Raw genomic sequence first — 18,103 nt, 5'->3', positions numbered from 1 at the left:
AGTCCCATGCAGCACAACCTGTTGATCATCGAAGACGAGCCGACGCTGGCACGTCTTCTCTCGTACAATCTGTCCCAGGAAGGGTATCTGGTCGAGCTCGTCGATCACGGCGGAGACGGTCTCCGCGCGGCGATGAAGAACCGGCATGATCTGATCATTCTCGATCTGATGCTGCCGGGAATGAACGGGCTCGAGATTCTATCCCGTCTGCGGCAGGCCGGCATCCGGACGCCGGTCATCGTCCTCACCGCGCGCAGCGCCGAGGAGGAGATCGTCCAGGGGCTCAAGTACGGCGCCGACGACTACATCACCAAGCCGTTCGGCGTGGCGGAGCTGCTCGCCCGGGTGGCGGCTGTGCTCCGGCGCGTCTCGCCGGACCAGACCGCAGAGGAAGGCGGAGAAGGCGGAGAGAAGGCGATACCGGTCGGCGATCTGATGATCTATCCGGAGAAATACGAGGTGCATCTGCACGGGGAACCCATCTCACTGCGCCCGAAGGAATTCGAGGTCTTGCTGTACTTGGTTCAGCGGCCCGGGGTGGTCGTGACGCGCGACGATCTGATGAACGTCGTCTGGGGATTCGACTATATCGGAGGGCAGCGGACGGTGGACGTTCACGTCAGCTCCCTGCGCAAGAAGCTGGAGATGAACCAGCAGTCGGTCCAGATCGAATCGATCCGGGGCGTCGGCTACAAGCTCGTCGCCCACTCGGGCAAGCAGAAGTAAAGGCGGCCTCCGGCCGCCGGACAATGCAGGAAGCGAGGTGAGCGGATGCGCAAGCTATGTTGGGGCGTGCTCGGCACGGGCAAGATTATCTCGAAGGCCGGCATTGCCATCCACCATGCGGAGAACAGCGAATGGCACGGTATCGCCGGCCGGACGCCGGAGAACGGCGAGAGCGCCGCGCTCAAGTACGGCCTGGCCCATCGGTATGCCAATTACCAGGAGCTGATTGAAGACCCCGCAATCGACGCCGTCTACATTGCTCTGCTCAATCATTTGCACAAGGAATGGGCGATCAAGGCGCTTCAGGCGGGCAAGCATGTATTGTTGGAGAAACCGTTCACGATGAACGAGCAGGAAGCAAGAGAGGTTGCGGAGGCCGCCAAGGCTAACGGCGTTCAAGTTATGGAAGCGCATTCTTGGCGGTTCCAGAAGGCCTACCCCGCGATCAAGGCGATGCTCGACGACGATGTTATCGGCGAGGTCAATGTGATGACCGCGCATTATTCGTTCGTCGCGGACCCGGCCAGCACCCGTTGGGTGAAGGAATGGGGAGGGGGGGCGCTGTACGATCTCGGCTGCTACCCGATCGCCTGGAGCCGTTATTTCATGGATGCGGAGCCGGTCGCCGTCGAGAGCATGATGAAGTGGTCGGATACGGATGTGGACGCCCGTTTCATCGGGTCGCTCTACTACCCCGGCAACCGGGTCGCGCAGTGCTGCGCCGCCTTCGATATGGCGAACGGCTCTTCGTTCGATCTGTACGGGACGAAGGGCAGGATGTCCGTCGCCTCCAAGGTCGAGCCGAACAGCGTCACCATCACGGCGGAATACAACGGGCAGAAGCAGAAGTGGATCACCGACCGGGTCCAGGCGTACATCTTCCAGGTGGAGGCGTTCGCCGACGCGATTCTGAAGGAAGAGCCGGTGCCGTTCGGCATCGAGGACGCCATCCAGCAGACCCGGATCACGGATGCGCTGTTCCAAGCGGACCGCGAGAAGACAAGAATTTCGCTCATCTAGCGGCCAAGGGGGAGACGGAAGGAACAGGGGCAGCCGCCGGCCTGACGGAGGAGACAGCCCCGGCTCCGCTGCCGTTCCCCCCGGATTAAGAGCGCGAGCAAGCAACCGACGGTTTTCTTTTCCAGTGGCATTTTCTATACTTATTCCTGCGAGGGGGCCCATGGCGGCTATCCCGGATACAGCGCATATGCGAGAGGAGAAATCTGTCATGTCGAACAAGCTGAAAGTCGCGATCATCGGATGCGGCGGCATTGCAAACGGCAAACACATGAAGAGCCTGGCGAAGCTGGACACCGTAGAGATGGTGGCCTTCTGCGATCTGATTGTGGAGAGGGCCGAGAAAGCGGCGAAGGAATACGGGGCGGAGGGCTCCAAGGTTTACGTCGATTACAAGGAAGTGCTCCAGGATGCCTCGATCGACGTCGTGCATGTCTGCACGCCGAACGATTCCCATGCGGAGATCACGATCGCCGCATTGGAAGCGGATAAGCACGTCATGTGCGAAAAGCCGATGGCCAAGACGGCTGCCGATGCCCGCCGCATGCTCGAAGCTGCGAAGAAATCCGGCAAGAAGCTGACGATCGGCTACAACAACCGGTTCCGTCTCGATTCGCAGTATCTCCACCAGATCTGCGAGAGAGGGGATTTGGGCGAGGTCTACTATGCGCGCGCGCATGCGCTCCGCCGGCGTGCCGTGCCAACCTGGGGCGTCTTCCTGGACGAGGAGAAGCAGGGCGGAGGCCCGCTCATCGACATCGGCACACACGCGCTTGACCTGACGCTGTGGATGATGAACAATTATGAGCCCAAAGTGGTGCTCGGCACCGCCTATCATAAGCTGTCTCAACGCGAGAACGCTGCGAACGCCTGGGGTCCTTGGGATCCGAAGCAATTCACGGTTGAGGATTCCGCGTTCGGCATGATCACCATGAAGAACGGCGCCACCATCGTGCTGGAATCCAGCTGGGCGCTCAACACGCTGCAGGACGGAGAAGCGAAGTGCACGCTTTGCGGAACCGAGGGCGGCGCCGATATGCAGGACGGGCTGCGCATCAACGGCGAGAGCCTCGGACGGCTCTATACCCAGGAGATCAATCTGGGGGGCAAAGGAGTGGCGTTCTACGACTCCAAGGAAGAGCAGGGCCCGGATCTCGAGATGCGGCTGTGGATCGAGGCGATCCAGAACGACACCGAGCCGGTCGTTACGCCGGAGCAGGCTTTGGTCGTGTCGGAGATTCTCGAGGCGATTTACGAGTCCTCGCGTACCGGTAAAGCTATCTATTTCGATTAATCGCGTCACGCTTTCCCATCCGTCTCTTGGCTCGGTTTCCCTCAGGGAAGCCGGGCTTTTTGCCGTGTCCGGGCAGTACGCCGGCCGGAGAAGCTGGCATCCGGAAGCCGGTGTCCGATTTATGGTACATTTTTGGACACGCCGGGGAAAAGGAGTCTTGCCGGTTGTTGTAGAAAATAACGGGTACGATACAGGTTAAGTATCGATCATGTTGCGCAGACAGCGAATCCGATGGAAAGGAGGCACGAAGGACTTGCGGCAGCAAGCTGCCGCCTGCACCAGGAATCGACAGGAGAAAGCAAGTCGTTTTGTTGCGCGTCAAAACTAAAGCGTTTTCAAACCGAGGAGGTAACCTGTGAATTCCAATCTGCACACCCGTCTATCGCGCCATGCGGCCAAGCTGATGCTAGGCACCATGCTGCTGTCCGTCTGTTCCGGCTTGCTGCCGGCGCCCGGACAGGCCGCCGAATCGGCCATCCAAGCGGAAGACACCTATGTGATGCCGGATACAACCGTCTACTCGTTCGGGAAGCTCGGGCTTCCCGGCCAGCCGACCCAGCCCGGCTGGTCGTTGGTCGGCGACCCGGCGGCCGCTCCTTCTATCGCCGCCCAGTCGTACGGAGCCCAAATCAAAGCGACCGCAGAGGGACAGTCCCGCTCGTTCTCGTTCGAAGCGCCGGCGGAGAGCCAGTATCTGCTCCGGCTGCAAGGGTATTATGCGCCTGGAGGAGGAACCGCAGACGTCCAGGTCGACGGCGTGCCGCGAGGCCGCTACAGCTTCTATTCCACGACCGGAGGGAACGGATCCCTGCTGTTCCTGGACACGCTAGATCTGACCCAGGGCACCCACACGCTTACACTGACGGCGGCGGCCAAAGGAAGCGGAACCGGCAGGGGGACAGGGCTTCAGCTCTACCCGACCGAGCTTCATCTGGTCAACCTAAGCCAGGTGACGAGCAGCAAGCAGCGCAGCACGATCTATACCCAGACCAAGCTGGATGCCGCCCGCGCGAACGCACAGCAATACGATTGGGCCCAGACCCAGCTCGCAGCTGCAAAAACCAAGGCGGACCCGTACCTGGCGGCAGGCTACGAGACGCTCTGGTCGATGATGTCCTCGCAGGAGATCCCGCGGAGCTACAACACGAACCAGCTCGTCGGCAACCTGAGCCCCGTCAGCGGAGACCTGAAGTCGTACGGGAACTACCCGTGGAAGGCCAATCCGCTTGAGGAGCCGTGGAAGCTGATCGATCCGGCGAGCGGCAAGCGGTTTCCGACGAATGATTTTGCCGCCTACTACAAGAGCGGACTCGACGAGCACGGCAATTTTGATCCGAATCTCGCGAACCGCGATCTTCTCGTCAATACGCTGTATCCCGAGATGGGGCCAACCTGGGGCGTAGACGACGGCTACGGCTGGGTGGACCCTGCGACCGGTACCCGTTATACGTTCATTGCCTACTATGCGCATTGGTTCGCTTGGTACAGCACAGGGGCGGTCTGGCAGGCGCTGACCGGCCTCCGCGACGCCTACGTCTACACCGGCGATCTGCGCTATGCGCGCGCCGGCGCCATTCTGCTCGACCGGGTGGCCGATCTGTACCCGGCCATGGACATCTCGACGTTCGATAGTAAGATATATGTCAATTCGCACGGCGGCGCACCGGCCGGCAAGGTAATCGGCTCGATCTGGGAATCGACCTTCTCCAAGGACCTGGCGAATGCGTACGATGCCTTCTATCCGGTGTTCGATGACCCGGAAGTAGTGGCGTTCCTTAAGCAGAAAGGCGAGCAGTACAACCTGCCTTTGAAAGAGAACGGCACGCAAATCCGGCGCAATATCGAGGACGGCATTCTCCGCCAAATGTACCCGGCTTTCAAGGAATCCAAAAATCGCGGCAACAACGGCTTCCATCAAAGCACGCTCGCGACGGCGGCGGTCGTTCTCGACACGCTGCCGGAGACGAAGACCTGGCTCGATTACGTCTTCCAGCCGGGCGGGTTCGTCAACAAAATTCCGTACCAGGTCACAGGCGGCAACGTGCTGTTCAGCATGGTGAACGACGTCGACCGGGACGGCATGGGCAACGAGGCGGCGCCCGGCTACAACGTCCTGTGGCTGAACACCTACCAGCAGGTCGCCGACATCCTGAGAGGCTACGACAAGTATCCGGCTGCGGATTTGTACAACAACGTGAAATTCCGCAAAATGTTCTCCTCCATGTATCCGCTTGTCATGCTGGGCAAATATACGCCGCAGATCGGCGACTCCGGTTCGACCGGCAATCCCGGGCTGACGCTCAACAAAGCCCAGACGATCAAAGCGTTTGAGGTGTATGGGGACAGCGTGTTTGCGCAGATGGCGTATTTCCAGAACAACAACACGACGGACGGCATCCACAGCGATATTTTTACCCCGGATCCGAACAAGATCGCCCGGGACATCCAGGCGGTTATCGATCGGGAGGGCCCCTATGACGCCTCCAGCGTCAATCTGACGGGCTATGGCTTCGCCGCCCTGCGGGACGGGGAAGCGAGCGCACAGGGCGATACGAGACGCGACGTATGGACGTACTACGGACGCAACGGCGGGCATGGTCACAGCGATTCACTGAACCTCGGGATGCACGCGTTTGGCATCGACATGCTGCCGGATCTCGGTTACCCCGAGCAGGCGAACGCCACCGATGTAAACCGGTACGAGTGGGTGAACAATACGATCAGCCACAACACCGTACAGGTCGGCAAAACGCGCCAAAAGACGCAAGTCGTCGCCGAACCGAAGCAGTACGACAACACGGCGATGGTCAAGCTGACCGATCAAGAAGCGCCGCTCGTCTATCCGCAGACCGACCTATATAAGCGGACGACGGCGATGATCCGCGTCGACGGGCAGAATTCGTACGCGGTCGACTTCTTCCGCGTCAAGGGCGGCAGCGACCATGTCTTCAGCTTCCACGCTGCCGAGGGTCCGGCCACCGCGGAGGGACTGACGCTCACTCCGCAGCCAACGGGCACCTATGCGGGACCCGGTGTGGAGTTCGGCGTTCGCCCGGCGGGCGATAGCGTATCGGGCTCCGGCTATGTCGGCCCCGGCTACCACTGGCTGAAGAATGTGGAGCGGGATGAGAACCCGGCCAGCCAGTTCAGCGTCGACTGGAAGGTGACGGACACATGGAAGGTGCTGCCGGGTCCGCAGGATCTACATCTGCGCCTGACAATGCTCGGACATGTCGACGATGTGGCGCTTGCCGACGGCGTGCCGCCGCAGAACAAGCCGGGCAATCCGAAGAGCCTGCGGTACCTGCTCGCGCACCGCGCCGGCCAGAATCTGGATAGCCTGTTCACCTCCGTCATCGAGCCGTATAAGGACAACCGGTTCGTGACAGCGATCAGCCCGGCGACCGTTACGGCGGACGGGGCGGCAGTAGGCGAGTCGGAAGCTACGGCCGTCAAGGTCCAGCTTGCCAGCGGCCGCACCGATTATATCGTCAGCAGCTTGAATCCGGACAAGACCTATACGGTCGACGGCCGGATCGCCTTCCGCGGCACGTTTGGCGTCTATTCGGAGCAGAACGGAGAAACGGCGTTTACCTACGTGAACGACGGGTCGTTCATTCGTCCCGCCAGCGAGACGGGCGCAGAAGGCATCGCGCGGCTGACCGGCACGCTACTCGATTTTACGAAGGAGATGTCTCTCTCCAATAGCCTGACCGTGCAGATGGATCTGCAGGGCCTTGCTCCCGATAAGCTGGTCGGCCGAATGATCTATGTGAACAATGACAAGGTTCGGAACGCCGTTTATCGCATCAAGGGCGTGACGCCCGCAGGAAGCGGCCGGTACACGCTGGAGCTTGGCGATATCACGCTGATCCGTTCCTACAAGAGCACAACGGACCTGAACCAAGGCTTCCTCTACGATGTAGCCGAGGGGGCGGCCGTCACGATCCCGCTCAGCAGCGAGCGGATCGGGCTCACCAGCCTGGAGGCAAGCGCAGGCAAAGAGACGCTTCATCGAAGCGAGGAAACGAGCGTCCAGCTGAGCGGATGGTACGCGGACGGCAAGCCGGCTAACTTCAGCGTTACCGGTGCTGTCTACACCTCCTACTCGAGCGACCGTCCTGATGTCGTATCGGTCGATGCGTCAGGGCGCCTCACCGCCGGCAATCCGGGTACGGCGACCGTCACGGCGAGCGTCTATCTGGCGAACGGGCTGACCCGCCAGGCGCAGACGACACTGACCGTTGACGTCACCCCACAAAGCCTGCTGGAGACGGTCTCGCGTCTGGCTGCGGAGGGAGAACTGGGCAAGCCGCTGCAGGCCATCCTCACCACTCATCTGGCCACAATCGAGCATCATCTGGCCAAGGGCGATAGCGACAAGGCGTTGAAGCAAGCGGACAGCTTGTGGAAGCAGCTGGAGAAGGAATTCAAGCCGGGCGATACGTCGGAGCGGGCGAGACAGATTCTGCGCACCGATCTCGAGGCGTTAACCGCCCAGTGGCGGCAGTAGCTGCGACCCCGCCGCCCAAGCGGAGCTAGCGGCTAGAAGCGGGGTAGGAAGGGTCCGCAAAAGGAAGACAGCCTTGGCTGTCTTCCTTTTTTTGCTTCTCTTTCGCGAAGAAAGCGATGTTTTTTAGTTTTTACACAGCGTTAACGTAGTATGAGGACGGGGTTTACATTCGGGTCGTACCATGAAGAAGTACTCGCAACCAACCAGGCTAGAGAAAAAAAGGGAGGATTCATTCATGGGAACCAAAAAAGGATTAAGTCTTGTCCTTGCAGCAGTATTGTCGATCGGCACGCTGACGGCGTGCGGCAGCGGAAACGACTCTAAAGGGAGCGCGGGCGCCAGCGGATCTCCTGCAGCTTCGGTACAGCCCAGCCAAGCGGCCAAATCGCCGGAGATATCCGGCACCGTTACGTCTTCCGGCTCGACCGCTCTTCTGCCGCTTGTGAAGCAGGCCGCTGAAGACTTCATGGACAAAAACCCGAAGGTAACCGTGAACGCTACGGGCGGCGGCTCGGGCCAAGGCATCAAGAACGTGCTGGACGGAACGTCGCAGATCGGCAATTCGGATGTCGAGGCTTCGGCGGAAGACAAGTCCAAGCTCGTCGATCACGTCGTAGCGATTGCACCGTTCGCGCTCATCGTCAGCAAGGATGTGACGGTGGACAATCTGACGAAGCAGCAGGCGGCCGATATCTATACAGGCAAAATCACGAACTGGAAAGACGTCGGCGGCAAAGACCAGAAAATCTCGCTGGTACACCGTCAGGATTCGTCGGGCTCCCGCAAGCTCGTTCAGCAGATCGTGCTCGAAGGGAAAGATTTCTCCAAGGAAGGCGTCGTGCAGGACGCGAGCAAAACGGTCGCTGAAGCAGTGGCAGGCGGCTCGGGCGCGATCGGCTACGTCGATACGCCGTACATCACCGACAAGGTCAAAGCGCTTAAGATCGACGGGGTCGCTTACTCCAAGGAAACAATCAAGGGCGGACAGTATAAGCTGTACGGAATGGAGCATATGTACACCAAAGGACAGCCGGAAGGCGCAACCAAGGCGTTCCTCGAGTACATCATGAGCAAGGAGTTCCAGGACACGCAGGTCGAGAAGCTCGGCTTCCTGCCGGCGAACCTGCTCAGCGGCAAGTAAGCTCTCTGTTGGGCTTTGACACCCCTATTCCCTCAATTGCCAGACTAGGCGGCCGATTCCGGCCGTCTTTTTGGCTCTCTTTTCACAGACAGCCCTCAACAGCCCTCCGCTTGCGGAACTCTCCTGCCCTCAGGCTCCCTTGTGGCTGCCTGTTTTTTGTGTGCGCCCGCCGTCCGCTTATTTAACATTCCCTTTACAAACCTTTAATGTTCCGCAAACACTGGCCTTTTATGATGAAGAGGCTTTAGAGCGAACACGGCTCGACAGGCGGAAGGAGGACCCACGTTGGCCTATCAATCCCTAAATACGCAAACCGAACCGCAAACGCGCGAAGCCGCCAGGTGGACCGGCAGGCAGCACGGCTACGACCGCTGGATGCGCCGGCTGTTCGCCATCAGCGCCACGGCGGTGACGGCCGTCATCTTTGCCATCGTCCTGTTCGTCGGCTGGCAGGGCGCACAGACGTTCAAGGATGTCTCGTTTACGGACTTTTTCTTCTCCACCGAATGGAACCCGTCTTCGGACAATCCGTCCTTCGGCGCGTTTCCTTTCCTATACAGCACCGTGCTGCTGACGCTGCTCTCGGTCGTCCTGGCGGTTCCGCTTGCGTTGTCGGGCGCCATCTTCATGGCCAAGATCGCTCCCCGCTGGATGAGAGAGATTCTCCGGCCCGCGGCGGATCTGTTCGTCGGCATTCCCTCGGTCGTCTACGGCCTCATCGGCCTGACCGTGCTCGTGCCCTTTCTCGGAAAGCTGTTCGGCAGCCAGGGCTACGGCATTCTGCCGGCCGCGATCATCCTGGCCGTGATGATTCTGCCGACGATCCTCTCGATCTCGGAGGATGCGCTCCGCTCGCTTCCGGGACGGCTTGAGGAAGCCTCGCTAGCCCTCGGGGCGACGCGCTGGCAGACGATCTGGAGAGTACTGCTGCCTGCGACGATGCCAGGCATCATGACCGGCGTCATTCTCGGCATGGGCCGCGCCATCGGGGAGACGATGGCCGTGTTCATGGTAATCGGCAACTCGCCCAAAATTCCCGGCTCGCTGCTCGACTCCACTACTGTGCTGACGACGGCGATCGTCAAGGACATGGGCAATACCTTTTACGGCACGCCCTGGAACAACGCTCTCTACCTGATGGCGCTCGTCCTGCTGCTGCTGTCGCTAGGACTCATTCTGCTCATTCGCGTCGTCGCTAAAAGGAGGGAGCAAGCATGACCAAAAACAAACTGGCCGACCGGGCGGCCACGGTCTTTTTCTGGGCGATGGGCCTGCTGATTATTGCGATCCTGGCCTGGTTTCTGATCCGGATTCTCGGGAGGGGGCTGCCTCATCTGTCCTGGAGCTTCCTGACGGGACGGCCGTCGGAGGTCCGGGCGGGGGGCGGCGTCGGTCCTCAGCTATTCAATACATTCTACATTCTGTTCCTGTCGCTCTTGTTCTCGCTGCCGATCGGCATCGGCTCGGGCATCTACCTCGCGGTTTATGCCCGGAAGAACCGGTTCACCGAGCTCGTCCGGGTATCCGTCGAGGCACTTTCGTCGGTTCCTTCGATCGTCTTTGGTCTGTTCGGCGCCCTCTTGTTCGTGAACTGGCTCGGCTTCAAATTTTCGATTTTGGCGGGTGCCGCGACGCTGTCGCTTTTGAACCTTCCCGTCCTCGTCCGGGTAACTGAAGACGCGATCCGCTCGGTGCCCGCTTCGTATTGGGAGGCTTCGCTCGCCCTCGGCTCGACGCGTTGGCAGGCGGTCCGCAAAGTGCTCATTCCGTCGTCGCTGCCAACGCTGATCACCGGCGTGACGCTCGTCGCGGGACGTGCCCTCGGCGAAACCGCGCTCCTCATCTACACGGCGGGACTGTCCGTCTCGCGCAAGGTGCCGGACTTTGATCCGATGGCGATGGGCGAGACGCTGGCGCTCCACCTGTGGTACTCCGGTTCGAGCTCGCTCGCACCGGACGCCAAGGAGATCGCCGATGCCAGCGCCGCGCTGCTCGTCCTGATCGTGCTTGGGCTGAACCTGCTCATCGCCATTCCGGGACGCATCATTCAGAAAAAACTGTCAGGGAGGTAACATCCGGTGACCCATACAAAAATTCAGGTAGACGCCTTGAACCTGTCCTACGGCAGCAACCGGGCGCTTCACGACATCGAGCTGACGATTCCGGAGCATTCCGTTTCCGCTCTGATCGGACCTTCTGGCTGCGGCAAATCGACCTTTCTGCGCACGCTCAACCGGATGAACGATCTAATTGACGGCGTGTCGATTACGGGCAGCGTGCAGGTAGACGGGCAGAACATCTATGCACCGGATACGGACGTCGCCTCGCTCCGCAAGCGGGTCGGCATGGTCTTCCAACGGCCGAACCCGTTTCCGATGAGCATTTTCGACAACGTGGCCTACGGACCCCGCATTCACGGCACGAAGAAAAAGGCGGAGCTGGCGGAGATCGTCGAGCGCAGCCTCCGGCAGGCCGCCCTCTGGGACGAGGTGAAGGATCGTCTTCACAAGTCCGCACTCGGCTTGTCCGGGGGGCAGCAGCAGCGTCTTTGCATCGCACGGCTGCTCGCGGTCGAGCCGGAGGTGCTGCTCATGGACGAGCCGACCTCGGCGCTCGATCCGATCTCGACGCTCAAAGTCGAGGAGCTGACCCAGCAGCTAAAGGAGCGGTACACGATCATCATCGTCACCCACAACATGCAGCAGGCCGCGCGCATTTCCGATCGGACCTCGTTCTTCCTGAACGGGTACCTGGTGGAGACCGACGAGACAGACCGCATGTTCACCACGCCGCGCGATTCGAGAACCGAAGATTACATTACCGGCCGGTTCGGCTGACGAACCCGGCCGACGACGAGAAGGAGGCAGGCGGATGGAAACGAGGTCGAATTACCAGCACGCACTCCAGGAGCTGGAGGCGCTCTTGACGAGAATGGGCGCCGAGGTGGAGGAGCAGATAAACGAGGCGGTCGAGTCGCTCTCCTCTGGAGACGAAAAGAGAGCGCGCGAAACCGTCGCCCGCGACGATCGGATCGACGAGCTGATGACGAGAATCGAGGAGCGGTGCCTCCGGCTCATCGCGCTGCAGCAGCCGATGGCGCGCGACCTGCGCATTATCGGAATGGCGCTCAAGATCGCGATCGATCTCGAGCGGATCGCCGATTATGCGGTGGATATCGCCAAGGTAACGACGCGTCTGGCCGGCGAGACGCTCGTCAAGCCGCTTGTCGACATCCCGCGGATGGCGCTGGTGGCCAAATCGATGCTGAAGGAGAGTCTGGCCGCCTTTACAAGCCGGGACGTCAACCGCGCAGCCGCTCTCGCTGAGCGGGACGACGAGGTGGACCGGCTGTACGGAGACGTGCTGCAGGAGATCACCGGGCTGATGGGGACGAGCGCCGCCGCCAATCGGCAGCTGATCCATCTGATGCTGGTCGCCAATTCGCTGGAGCGGGTTGCGGACCATACGACCAACATCGGGGAAGGGGTCATCTATCTGGTGACCGGGGTCCGCAAGGACTTGAACCCGTAGGCCGATCGGGCAATCGGCGCCAAGGAATGGTAAACTAAGAGGCAGGCCGCCACGGCCTGCTTTTTTTTGTGCTGGATGACAAGGCCTCGTCTCCACGATCCAAGAGGAGAATCCCGCTGAATTCGGGAAAAGGGTGGCATCTTCCGGCAAGAGGCGGATTTCGTTTCTTGCTTGAAGGGTAAAGGATAGTAGAGGCTCATGTGGAAGTAAGGAAAGATGGGTGCTACCCGGGTGTGAGCGCATCCCAGACAGGACCTGTGCGGGCCTGTCTCACAAAGGAGTTATGTTCTTTTATGAAGCTAAAGACGAAGCTGGGAATCGGGTACAGCGTCCTGCTCGGGAGTACGGGGGCGTTAACGATTCTCGGGGCGGCCACGGCTCCCGGGGGCTGGGCACTGGGGGCGGCGGCAGTCGGACTGGCCGCTATGGGCGCAGGGGTGTGGACTGCGGCCTCGATCGGACAACGCATAAACAGAGGAATGAATCAAATTGCCTATATTCTGAAGGAAATGGCCAGCGGCAAGCTGGACGAATCGCTGGAGAAGGCGGCGGGCAAGGACGAATTCGGCGATCTCGCAGGCATGTTCCGGGAGCTGGCCGTCGATCTGCTGGACAAGACAGCCGAGGAACGAGAGGTTCGCCTCTCGATGGAGCAGCAGGCCTGGATCAAGTCCCATATCTCGGAGCTGATGACCCGTGTGCAGGGCTTCAAGTCGGTGAAGGAGGTGGCGCAGCTCGTCATGAACGAGTTGACGCCGCTCGTGGGAGCGGCCTACGGGACCTTCTATATGAAGGAAAGCGAAGGGCTCCGCTTCGCCGCCGGTTACGCGGTGGAGGAGTTGGAGGAGCCGGCAGCGGCTATCCGGCCGGGCATCGGGCTGGTCGGTCAATGCGCGCTCGACCGGTCGCCAATTGTCATCGAGGAGGTGCCCGCCGATTATTTTCGCGTGCGCTCTAGTCTCGGCGGCGCTGCACCCGCGCAGCTGCTCGTACAGCCGATTCCATACCGGTCGGAGGTGCTGGCTGTTCTCGAACTGGCCTCGCTGCGCAAGCTGACCGAAACGGAGCGCCAGCTGCTGGACCAGCTGTGTGGAAGTCTCGGCACGCTGCTTAATACGATCCGCGACCGCGATCAGGTGGAATCGCTCCTCGTCGAGACCCGGAAGCAGAAGGAGGAGCTGCAGCAGCAAACCCAGGAGCTTCAGACGCAGAACGAGGAGCTCCAGATGCAATCTGAGGAGCTTGTCAATCAGCAGGAAGCGCTCAAGCTGTCCAACGAAGGGCTCGAAAAACAGACGAGAGCCCTGCGAATATCGGAGGAGAGGCTCCAGCGGCAGCAGGAGGAGCTCGAGGAGAGCAACCAGCAGCTCTTGGACAAGGCGCGGGAGCTGGAGACGCAGTATGTTCTTACTGCCGAGCAGAAAAAGGATTTGGAACGGCAGGCCGGCGAGCTGTCGCTGGCGTCCAAGTACAAGTCGGAATTCCTCGCGAACATGTCCCATGAGCTGCGGACACCGCTGAACAGCCTGCTCATCCTGTCCCAACTGCTGCAGGAGAACAAGGAGGCCAACCTGCTGCCCAAGCAGGTGGAATACGCCCGGACGATCCACTCCTCGGGCAGCGAGCTGCTGCATAGGATCAACGAAATTTTGGATATGTCCAAAATCGAATCGGGCAAAATGACGCTGGTCGTCGAGCCTGTCAGCCTGCAGGGAATCAAAGAGACGATGGAGCGCAGCTTTCAGCCGCTCGCCGCGGAGAAAGGAATCGAGTTTGCCGTGGAAATCTCCGACCGGCTGCCGAGCTCACTGCAGACGGACAGCTACCGCCTGCAGCAGATTTTGCGGAATCTCGTGGCCAACGCGCTCAAATTCACGGAGCAGGGGAGCGTTCATCTGCGGATCGACTGGGCGCCTCCCGCCTCCGTACGGGAATCGGACGGGACCGGCTTTCCGGCGGAGCGGATCGCCTTTACCGTCGTGGACACGGGCATCGGCATCCCGCAGGACAAGCTGGCCGCCATCTTCGAGGCGTTCCAACAGGCGGACGGCACGACCAGCCGGAAGTACGGGGGCACGGGCCTCGGCCTGACAATCAGCCGGGAGCTCGCCAAGCTGATCGGCGGGGATATCGGCCTCCAGTCCGCGGAAGGCAAGGGCAGCACCTTCACGCTGTATCTGCCCGTCGCGCCGGCGCGGGAGGACCAGACCGAAGCGGCGGCATCCCGGGAGGACAAGTCCGCCCGGCCGGAGAACGTCCTGCTGCCGCTGCCAGCGGAGCCCAATCCCGATCTTTCGGCTCCGCCGGAGCTGACGGACGACCGGGATGTGATCGGGCAGGACGACCGGGTGCTCCTGGTCATCGAGGACGATCTCGAATTCGCCAAGCTGCTCCTGGAGATGGCGCGGGAGAGAGGCTTCCGCACCCTCGCCGCGGTGCAGGGCGACAAGGGACTGGCCCTCGCCCAGAAGTATCAGCCGGACGCGATCATTCTCGATCTGCATCTGCCCGTCATGGACGGCTGGTCCGTGCTGAACCGGCTGAAGAACGACCCGGATACCCGGCACATCCCCATTCACATCATATCGGGAATGGACGAGCAGAGGCAGGGGCTCAGCCTAGGCGCGATCGCCTACATAAGGAAGCCCGTGGACAAGGACAAGCTCGAGCAGAGCTTCCTGCGGATTGAATCGTTTCTTCGCAAGGAGGTCAAGAGGCTGCTGATCGTGGAGGACGACGAAGCGCTGCGCGGCAGTCTCGTCGATCTGATCGATTACGAGGATGTGGCCATCACCGCGGTCGGTACCGGCGAGGGGGCGCTCGAGGCGCTGGGCGCGCAGCACTTCGACTGCATGGTGCTGGATTTGGGCCTCGCGGACATAACCGGCTTCGACCTGCTGGAGCGCATCCGGACGAACCCTCAGCTGCGGACCATTCCGATCATCATCTACACGGGCAAGCAGATTACCTCGCAGGAAGAGACGCAGCTCAAGCAGTATGCGGACAGCATCATCATCAAGAACGTCAAGTCCCAGGAGAGGCTCTACGACGAAACCTCGCTGTTCCTGCACCGGATTCATGCCGGACTGCCGGAGGACAAGCAGAAGCTGCTGGAGAATCTGTCCAATCGCGAGAAAGTACTCGAGGGGCGCAAAATTCTGCTCGTCGACGACGATATCCGCAACATCTTCGCCCTCTCGGGCCTGCTGGAGGGCTACCGGATGGCGGTCAGCTTCGCCCAGAACGGCCGCGAGGCGCTCCAGGTACTGGAGCAGCAGCCCGATATCGATCTCGTGCTGATGGATATCATGATGCCGGAGATGAACGGTTACGAGGCGATGAAGAAAATCCGTAAGCAGCCGGCTTACGACCAGCTGCCGATCATCGCGCTGACGGCCAAAGCGATGGAAGAGGACCGGTTCAAGTGTCTAGAGGCGGGGGCGAGCGATTACATCAGCAAGCCGATCAATCCCGACCAGCTGTTCTCGCTGTTAAAAGTGTGGCTGTACAAGTAAAGGAGGGACCTGGAGCGTTATGCGGGGCAAGCCCAAAGAAGAGCGGGAAGCCGTCGAGCTGGACCTGCTGATGGAAGGCATTCGCCGGGTGTACGGATACGACCTGCGCGAATATGAAAGGGCGTCTGTCTCCCGGCGCGTCCAGAGCCACTTGCAGGCGACGGGGACCCGCAGCATAACCGCCCTGCTCGAGAAGATTCTGCACGATCCCGAAGAGATGAAGACGTTTCTCGGCAATCTGCTCGTAGGCGTCACCACGATGTTTCGGGATCCGGATCTCTTCCGCGCGATCCGGGAAACGGTGGTGCCCCTTCTGCATACCTATCCGTCCGTCCGCATCTGGCATGCCGGCTGTGCGACGGGGGAGGAGGTCTATTCCATGGCAATCCTGCTGTGGGAGGAGGGGGTGCTGGACAAGACGCATATCTATGCGACAGACATTAGCGAGGCGTCGCTCACGCGGGCGAGGCGGGGCACGTTCCCGCTCCGCAAGCTGTCGGAATACGCCCGGCATTACCGGGAGGCGGGCGGACAGGGGGATTTTGCCTCCTATTGCGAGATCGAGGACGATACGGTGACGTTCGCCCCGTTTTTGGGCCGCCAGCTCGTCTTCTCCGAGCATAATCTAGCGACGGACACGTCGTTCAACGAATTTCACGTCATTTTTTGCCGCAATGTCCTCATTTACTTCAGCCAAAGCCTGCAGGACCGGGTTCACGATCTGTTCTACCAAAGCTTGCCTCTGCTCGGCTTCCTTATCCTCGGAGACAAGGAGTCGATCCGTTTCTCGAAGCACGAGGACTGCTACGAGCCATGGAGCGGGCAGGAGAAGCTGTACCGCAAGCTGCGCTGAGGCGAAGACAGGCGCTTCCTACGTAAGCGGAGAAAGCCAGGGATGTCTGAGGAACGGCCCCGTCTTGTATAATGGAGGAAGCGGCAGAGGGCTTGTCCGGCCGGAAGGCGCCTGCCCCTGACCAAGGAGGAAGGAGACGAACCGTATGAATAACCGACTGGAGGCGGGAGAATATCCCGACTATTTCGCGCCGTATTTGGCGCTGGTGCCGGAGGGCGACATCCAGACGATCCTCCGCGAGCAGCTGGAGGAGACGCTCGCCCTGCTCGAAGCCGTCACGCAGGAGCAGGAAGGCTATGCCTACGCTCCTGGCAAATGGACGCTGAAGGAGGTCGTCTTGCATATAGCGGACACCGAACGCATTATGGCGTACCGCCTGCTTCGCATTGCGCGGGGAGACGAAACGCCGCTCCCCGGCTTCGAGGAGGAGCTGTTCGTTCGCCACGCGGAGGCAGGGCGGCTGACGCTCAGCCGGCTCTGCGAAGAGCTGCGAATCGTCCGGGAGGCGACGCTGTCTCTGCTCGGCATCCTGCCCGCGGACGCCTGGGCGCGCATCGGCACCGCGAGCGGCCATCCGCATTCGGTCCGAGCGCTCGCCCGGATTATTGCCGGGCATGAACGGCATCACCAGGCGATTCTCCGTACGCGGTATCTAGGCATGTCCTGACCGGGAGAACGACCGCAGGCGCAAGAAGGCCCCTTTCCCATGGGCGGGAGAGGGGCCTTCTTGCGCGGGGGGGACTTCCGGCGGCGGGCGAGCGGCTCAGCAAAGCTGCTTGAGCTCCTCGAACCGCCGGATGACGGCTACCTTCCGGGTGCCCAGCTTGCGGAACGCCGGCTTGCCGGGGTGATCGGCCCGCAGCCAGACCGCATCCATGCCGACGCGGACCGCCCCGACTACGTCGTGGGCCCACGAATTGCCCACCATGAGCGCTTCTCCCGGCTCGGCGTTCATTCTCTCGAGAGCGAGCCGGAATAGATACGGTGCCGGCTTGCGCGTCTCCTTGCGGGCGGAAGTGAACAGTCCGCCCGGCGAGATCCATCGGTCGAGACCGAGCAGCTTCAGATGCCGCTCCTGCCGCTCGCGCCGGCCGTTCGAGATGATACCGAGCCGGTATCGCTTGGCGAGCGTCTCAAGTGTGTCCCGGACGCCCGGATATAGCCGGGGCGCTTCGTTGCCGCGCTCCTTGACCTTCTGCAGGAACGCCTCGGCGAACCGTTCGCTCACCGGCATCGGCAGCGGCTGGAGCGCCAGCTTGAGGCACTGCCGGCGAAGCCGCTCGCGGAGCAGGACGCCACCCGCCTTGGGGCTCCTTTTTTTCCATTCCGCGGTATACGCGTCCACGAGACGCTCCGGGGAGAATCCCTCCCCGTCCCAACGGGCTGTGTACTCCTTCAGCACATCCGCGAAGCTGTCGCGGAACGTCTGGACGGGATCGAGCAGTGTCTGGTTCATGTCCAGGAAGAGAACTTTTTTGGCGTCGGGGGTGTAGAGCCGCTTCAAGCTGCCACT

13 protein-coding genes are annotated in these 18,103 nt (G+C 61.1%); 12 read left to right on the top strand and 1 reads right to left on the bottom strand.

The features are described from left to right. Nucleotides 1-6: 6 nt before the first annotated feature. From KJS47_RS07385 to KJS47_RS07330, 12 genes are all read left to right on the top strand, one after another. Nucleotides 7-726, top strand: coding sequence for a response regulator transcription factor (locus tag KJS47_RS07385; protein ID WP_213524068.1), 720 nt, complete (start codon nucleotides 7-9; stop codon nucleotides 724-726). 45 nt (nucleotides 727-771) lie between these two features. Further along, nucleotides 772-1,746 (top strand): Gfo/Idh/MocA family protein, encoded by a 975-nt coding sequence (locus KJS47_RS07380; protein ID WP_213524067.1) that lies wholly within the window; start codon nucleotides 772-774, stop codon nucleotides 1,744-1,746. A gap of 208 nt (nucleotides 1,747-1,954) precedes the next feature. Beyond that, the gene (locus tag KJS47_RS07375) at nucleotides 1,955-3,037 is read left to right on the top strand and encodes a Gfo/Idh/MocA family protein (RefSeq protein ID WP_213524066.1); all 1,083 of its coding nucleotides are present in this window, start codon (nucleotides 1,955-1,957) and stop codon (nucleotides 3,035-3,037) included. Nucleotides 3,038-3,392: 355 nt separating this feature from the next. Then, nucleotides 3,393-7,550, top strand: a complete 4,158-nt coding sequence (locus KJS47_RS07370; RefSeq protein WP_213524065.1) for an FIMAH domain-containing protein — start codon at nucleotides 3,393-3,395, stop codon at nucleotides 7,548-7,550. 235 nt (nucleotides 7,551-7,785) lie between these two features. Then, a complete protein-coding gene (locus KJS47_RS07365) occupies nucleotides 7,786-8,691 on the top strand; it encodes a phosphate ABC transporter substrate-binding protein (protein WP_213524064.1) in 906 nt (301 codons plus the stop codon). A gap of 375 nt (nucleotides 8,692-9,066) precedes the next feature. After that, nucleotides 9,067-9,909 (top strand): phosphate ABC transporter permease subunit PstC, encoded by an 843-nt coding sequence (pstC, locus tag KJS47_RS07360; protein WP_213525007.1) that lies wholly within the window; start codon nucleotides 9,067-9,069, stop codon nucleotides 9,907-9,909. Further along, a complete protein-coding gene (gene pstA / locus KJS47_RS07355) occupies nucleotides 9,906-10,763 on the top strand; it encodes a phosphate ABC transporter permease PstA (RefSeq protein ID WP_213524063.1) in 858 nt (285 codons plus the stop codon). The genes pstC and pstA overlap by 4 nt, the downstream gene beginning before the upstream one ends. Nucleotides 10,764-10,769: 6 nt before the next feature. Further along, the gene (pstB, locus tag KJS47_RS07350) at nucleotides 10,770-11,528 is read left to right on the top strand and encodes a phosphate ABC transporter ATP-binding protein PstB (protein ID WP_213524062.1); all 759 of its coding nucleotides are present in this window, start codon (nucleotides 10,770-10,772) and stop codon (nucleotides 11,526-11,528) included. Between the two features lie 34 nt (nucleotides 11,529-11,562). After that, on the top strand, nucleotides 11,563-12,222 hold the full coding sequence (gene phoU / locus KJS47_RS07345; protein WP_213524060.1) for a phosphate signaling complex protein PhoU: 660 nt from the start codon (nucleotides 11,563-11,565) through the stop codon (nucleotides 12,220-12,222). 293 nt (nucleotides 12,223-12,515) lie between these two features. Next, nucleotides 12,516-15,737: a response regulator gene (locus tag KJS47_RS07340; protein WP_213524058.1), complete on the top strand. Its 3,222-nt coding sequence runs from the start codon at nucleotides 12,516-12,518 to the stop codon at nucleotides 15,735-15,737. 19 nt (nucleotides 15,738-15,756) lie between these two features. Then, nucleotides 15,757-16,590: a CheR family methyltransferase gene (locus KJS47_RS07335; RefSeq protein ID WP_213524056.1), complete on the top strand. Its 834-nt coding sequence runs from the start codon at nucleotides 15,757-15,759 to the stop codon at nucleotides 16,588-16,590. 145 nt (nucleotides 16,591-16,735) lie between these two features. After that, complete coding sequence (locus KJS47_RS07330) at nucleotides 16,736-17,257, top strand: DinB family protein (protein ID WP_213524054.1); 522 nt, start codon at nucleotides 16,736-16,738, stop codon at nucleotides 17,255-17,257. 96 nt (nucleotides 17,258-17,353) lie between these two features. Here the strand turns inward: KJS47_RS07330 and KJS47_RS07325 are convergent, their stop codons facing one another. Then, nucleotides 17,354-18,094, bottom strand: coding sequence for an HAD family hydrolase (locus KJS47_RS07325; protein WP_213524052.1), 741 nt, complete (start codon nucleotides 18,092-18,094; stop codon nucleotides 17,354-17,356). Nucleotides 18,095-18,103: the final 9 nt, after the last annotated feature.

Source organism: Paenibacillus sp. J31TS4 (assembly GCF_018403265.1).
GTDB lineage: Bacteria > Bacillota > Bacilli > Paenibacillales > NBRC-103111 > J31TS4.
Note: the sequence above shows the minus strand (reverse complement) of the source record. Positions and strands in the feature narration are given on the sequence as shown.

What these genes read in the sequence shown, in the direction of transcription:
- KJS47_RS07340 (WP_213524058.1), top strand. Translation starts at nt 12,516, where the DNA reads ATGAAGCTAAAGACGAAGCTGGGAATCGGGTACAGCGTCCTGCTCGGG.
- KJS47_RS07330 (WP_213524054.1), top strand. Translation starts at nt 16,736, where the DNA reads ATGAATAACCGACTGGAGGCGGGAGAATATCCCGACTATTTCGCGCCG.
- phoU (WP_213524060.1), top strand. Translation starts at nt 11,563, where the DNA reads ATGGAAACGAGGTCGAATTACCAGCACGCACTCCAGGAGCTGGAGGCG.
- KJS47_RS07365 (WP_213524064.1), top strand. Translation starts at nt 7,786, where the DNA reads ATGGGAACCAAAAAAGGATTAAGTCTTGTCCTTGCAGCAGTATTGTCG.
- KJS47_RS07335 (WP_213524056.1), top strand. Translation starts at nt 15,757, where the DNA reads ATGCGGGGCAAGCCCAAAGAAGAGCGGGAAGCCGTCGAGCTGGACCTG.
- KJS47_RS07380 (WP_213524067.1), top strand. Translation starts at nt 772, where the DNA reads ATGCGCAAGCTATGTTGGGGCGTGCTCGGCACGGGCAAGATTATCTCG.
- KJS47_RS07385 (WP_213524068.1), top strand. Translation starts at nt 7, where the DNA reads ATGCAGCACAACCTGTTGATCATCGAAGACGAGCCGACGCTGGCACGT.
- KJS47_RS07375 (WP_213524066.1), top strand. Translation starts at nt 1,955, where the DNA reads ATGTCGAACAAGCTGAAAGTCGCGATCATCGGATGCGGCGGCATTGCA.
- pstA (WP_213524063.1), top strand. Translation starts at nt 9,906, where the DNA reads ATGACCAAAAACAAACTGGCCGACCGGGCGGCCACGGTCTTTTTCTGG.
- pstC (WP_213525007.1), top strand. Translation starts at nt 9,067, where the DNA reads ATGCGCCGGCTGTTCGCCATCAGCGCCACGGCGGTGACGGCCGTCATC.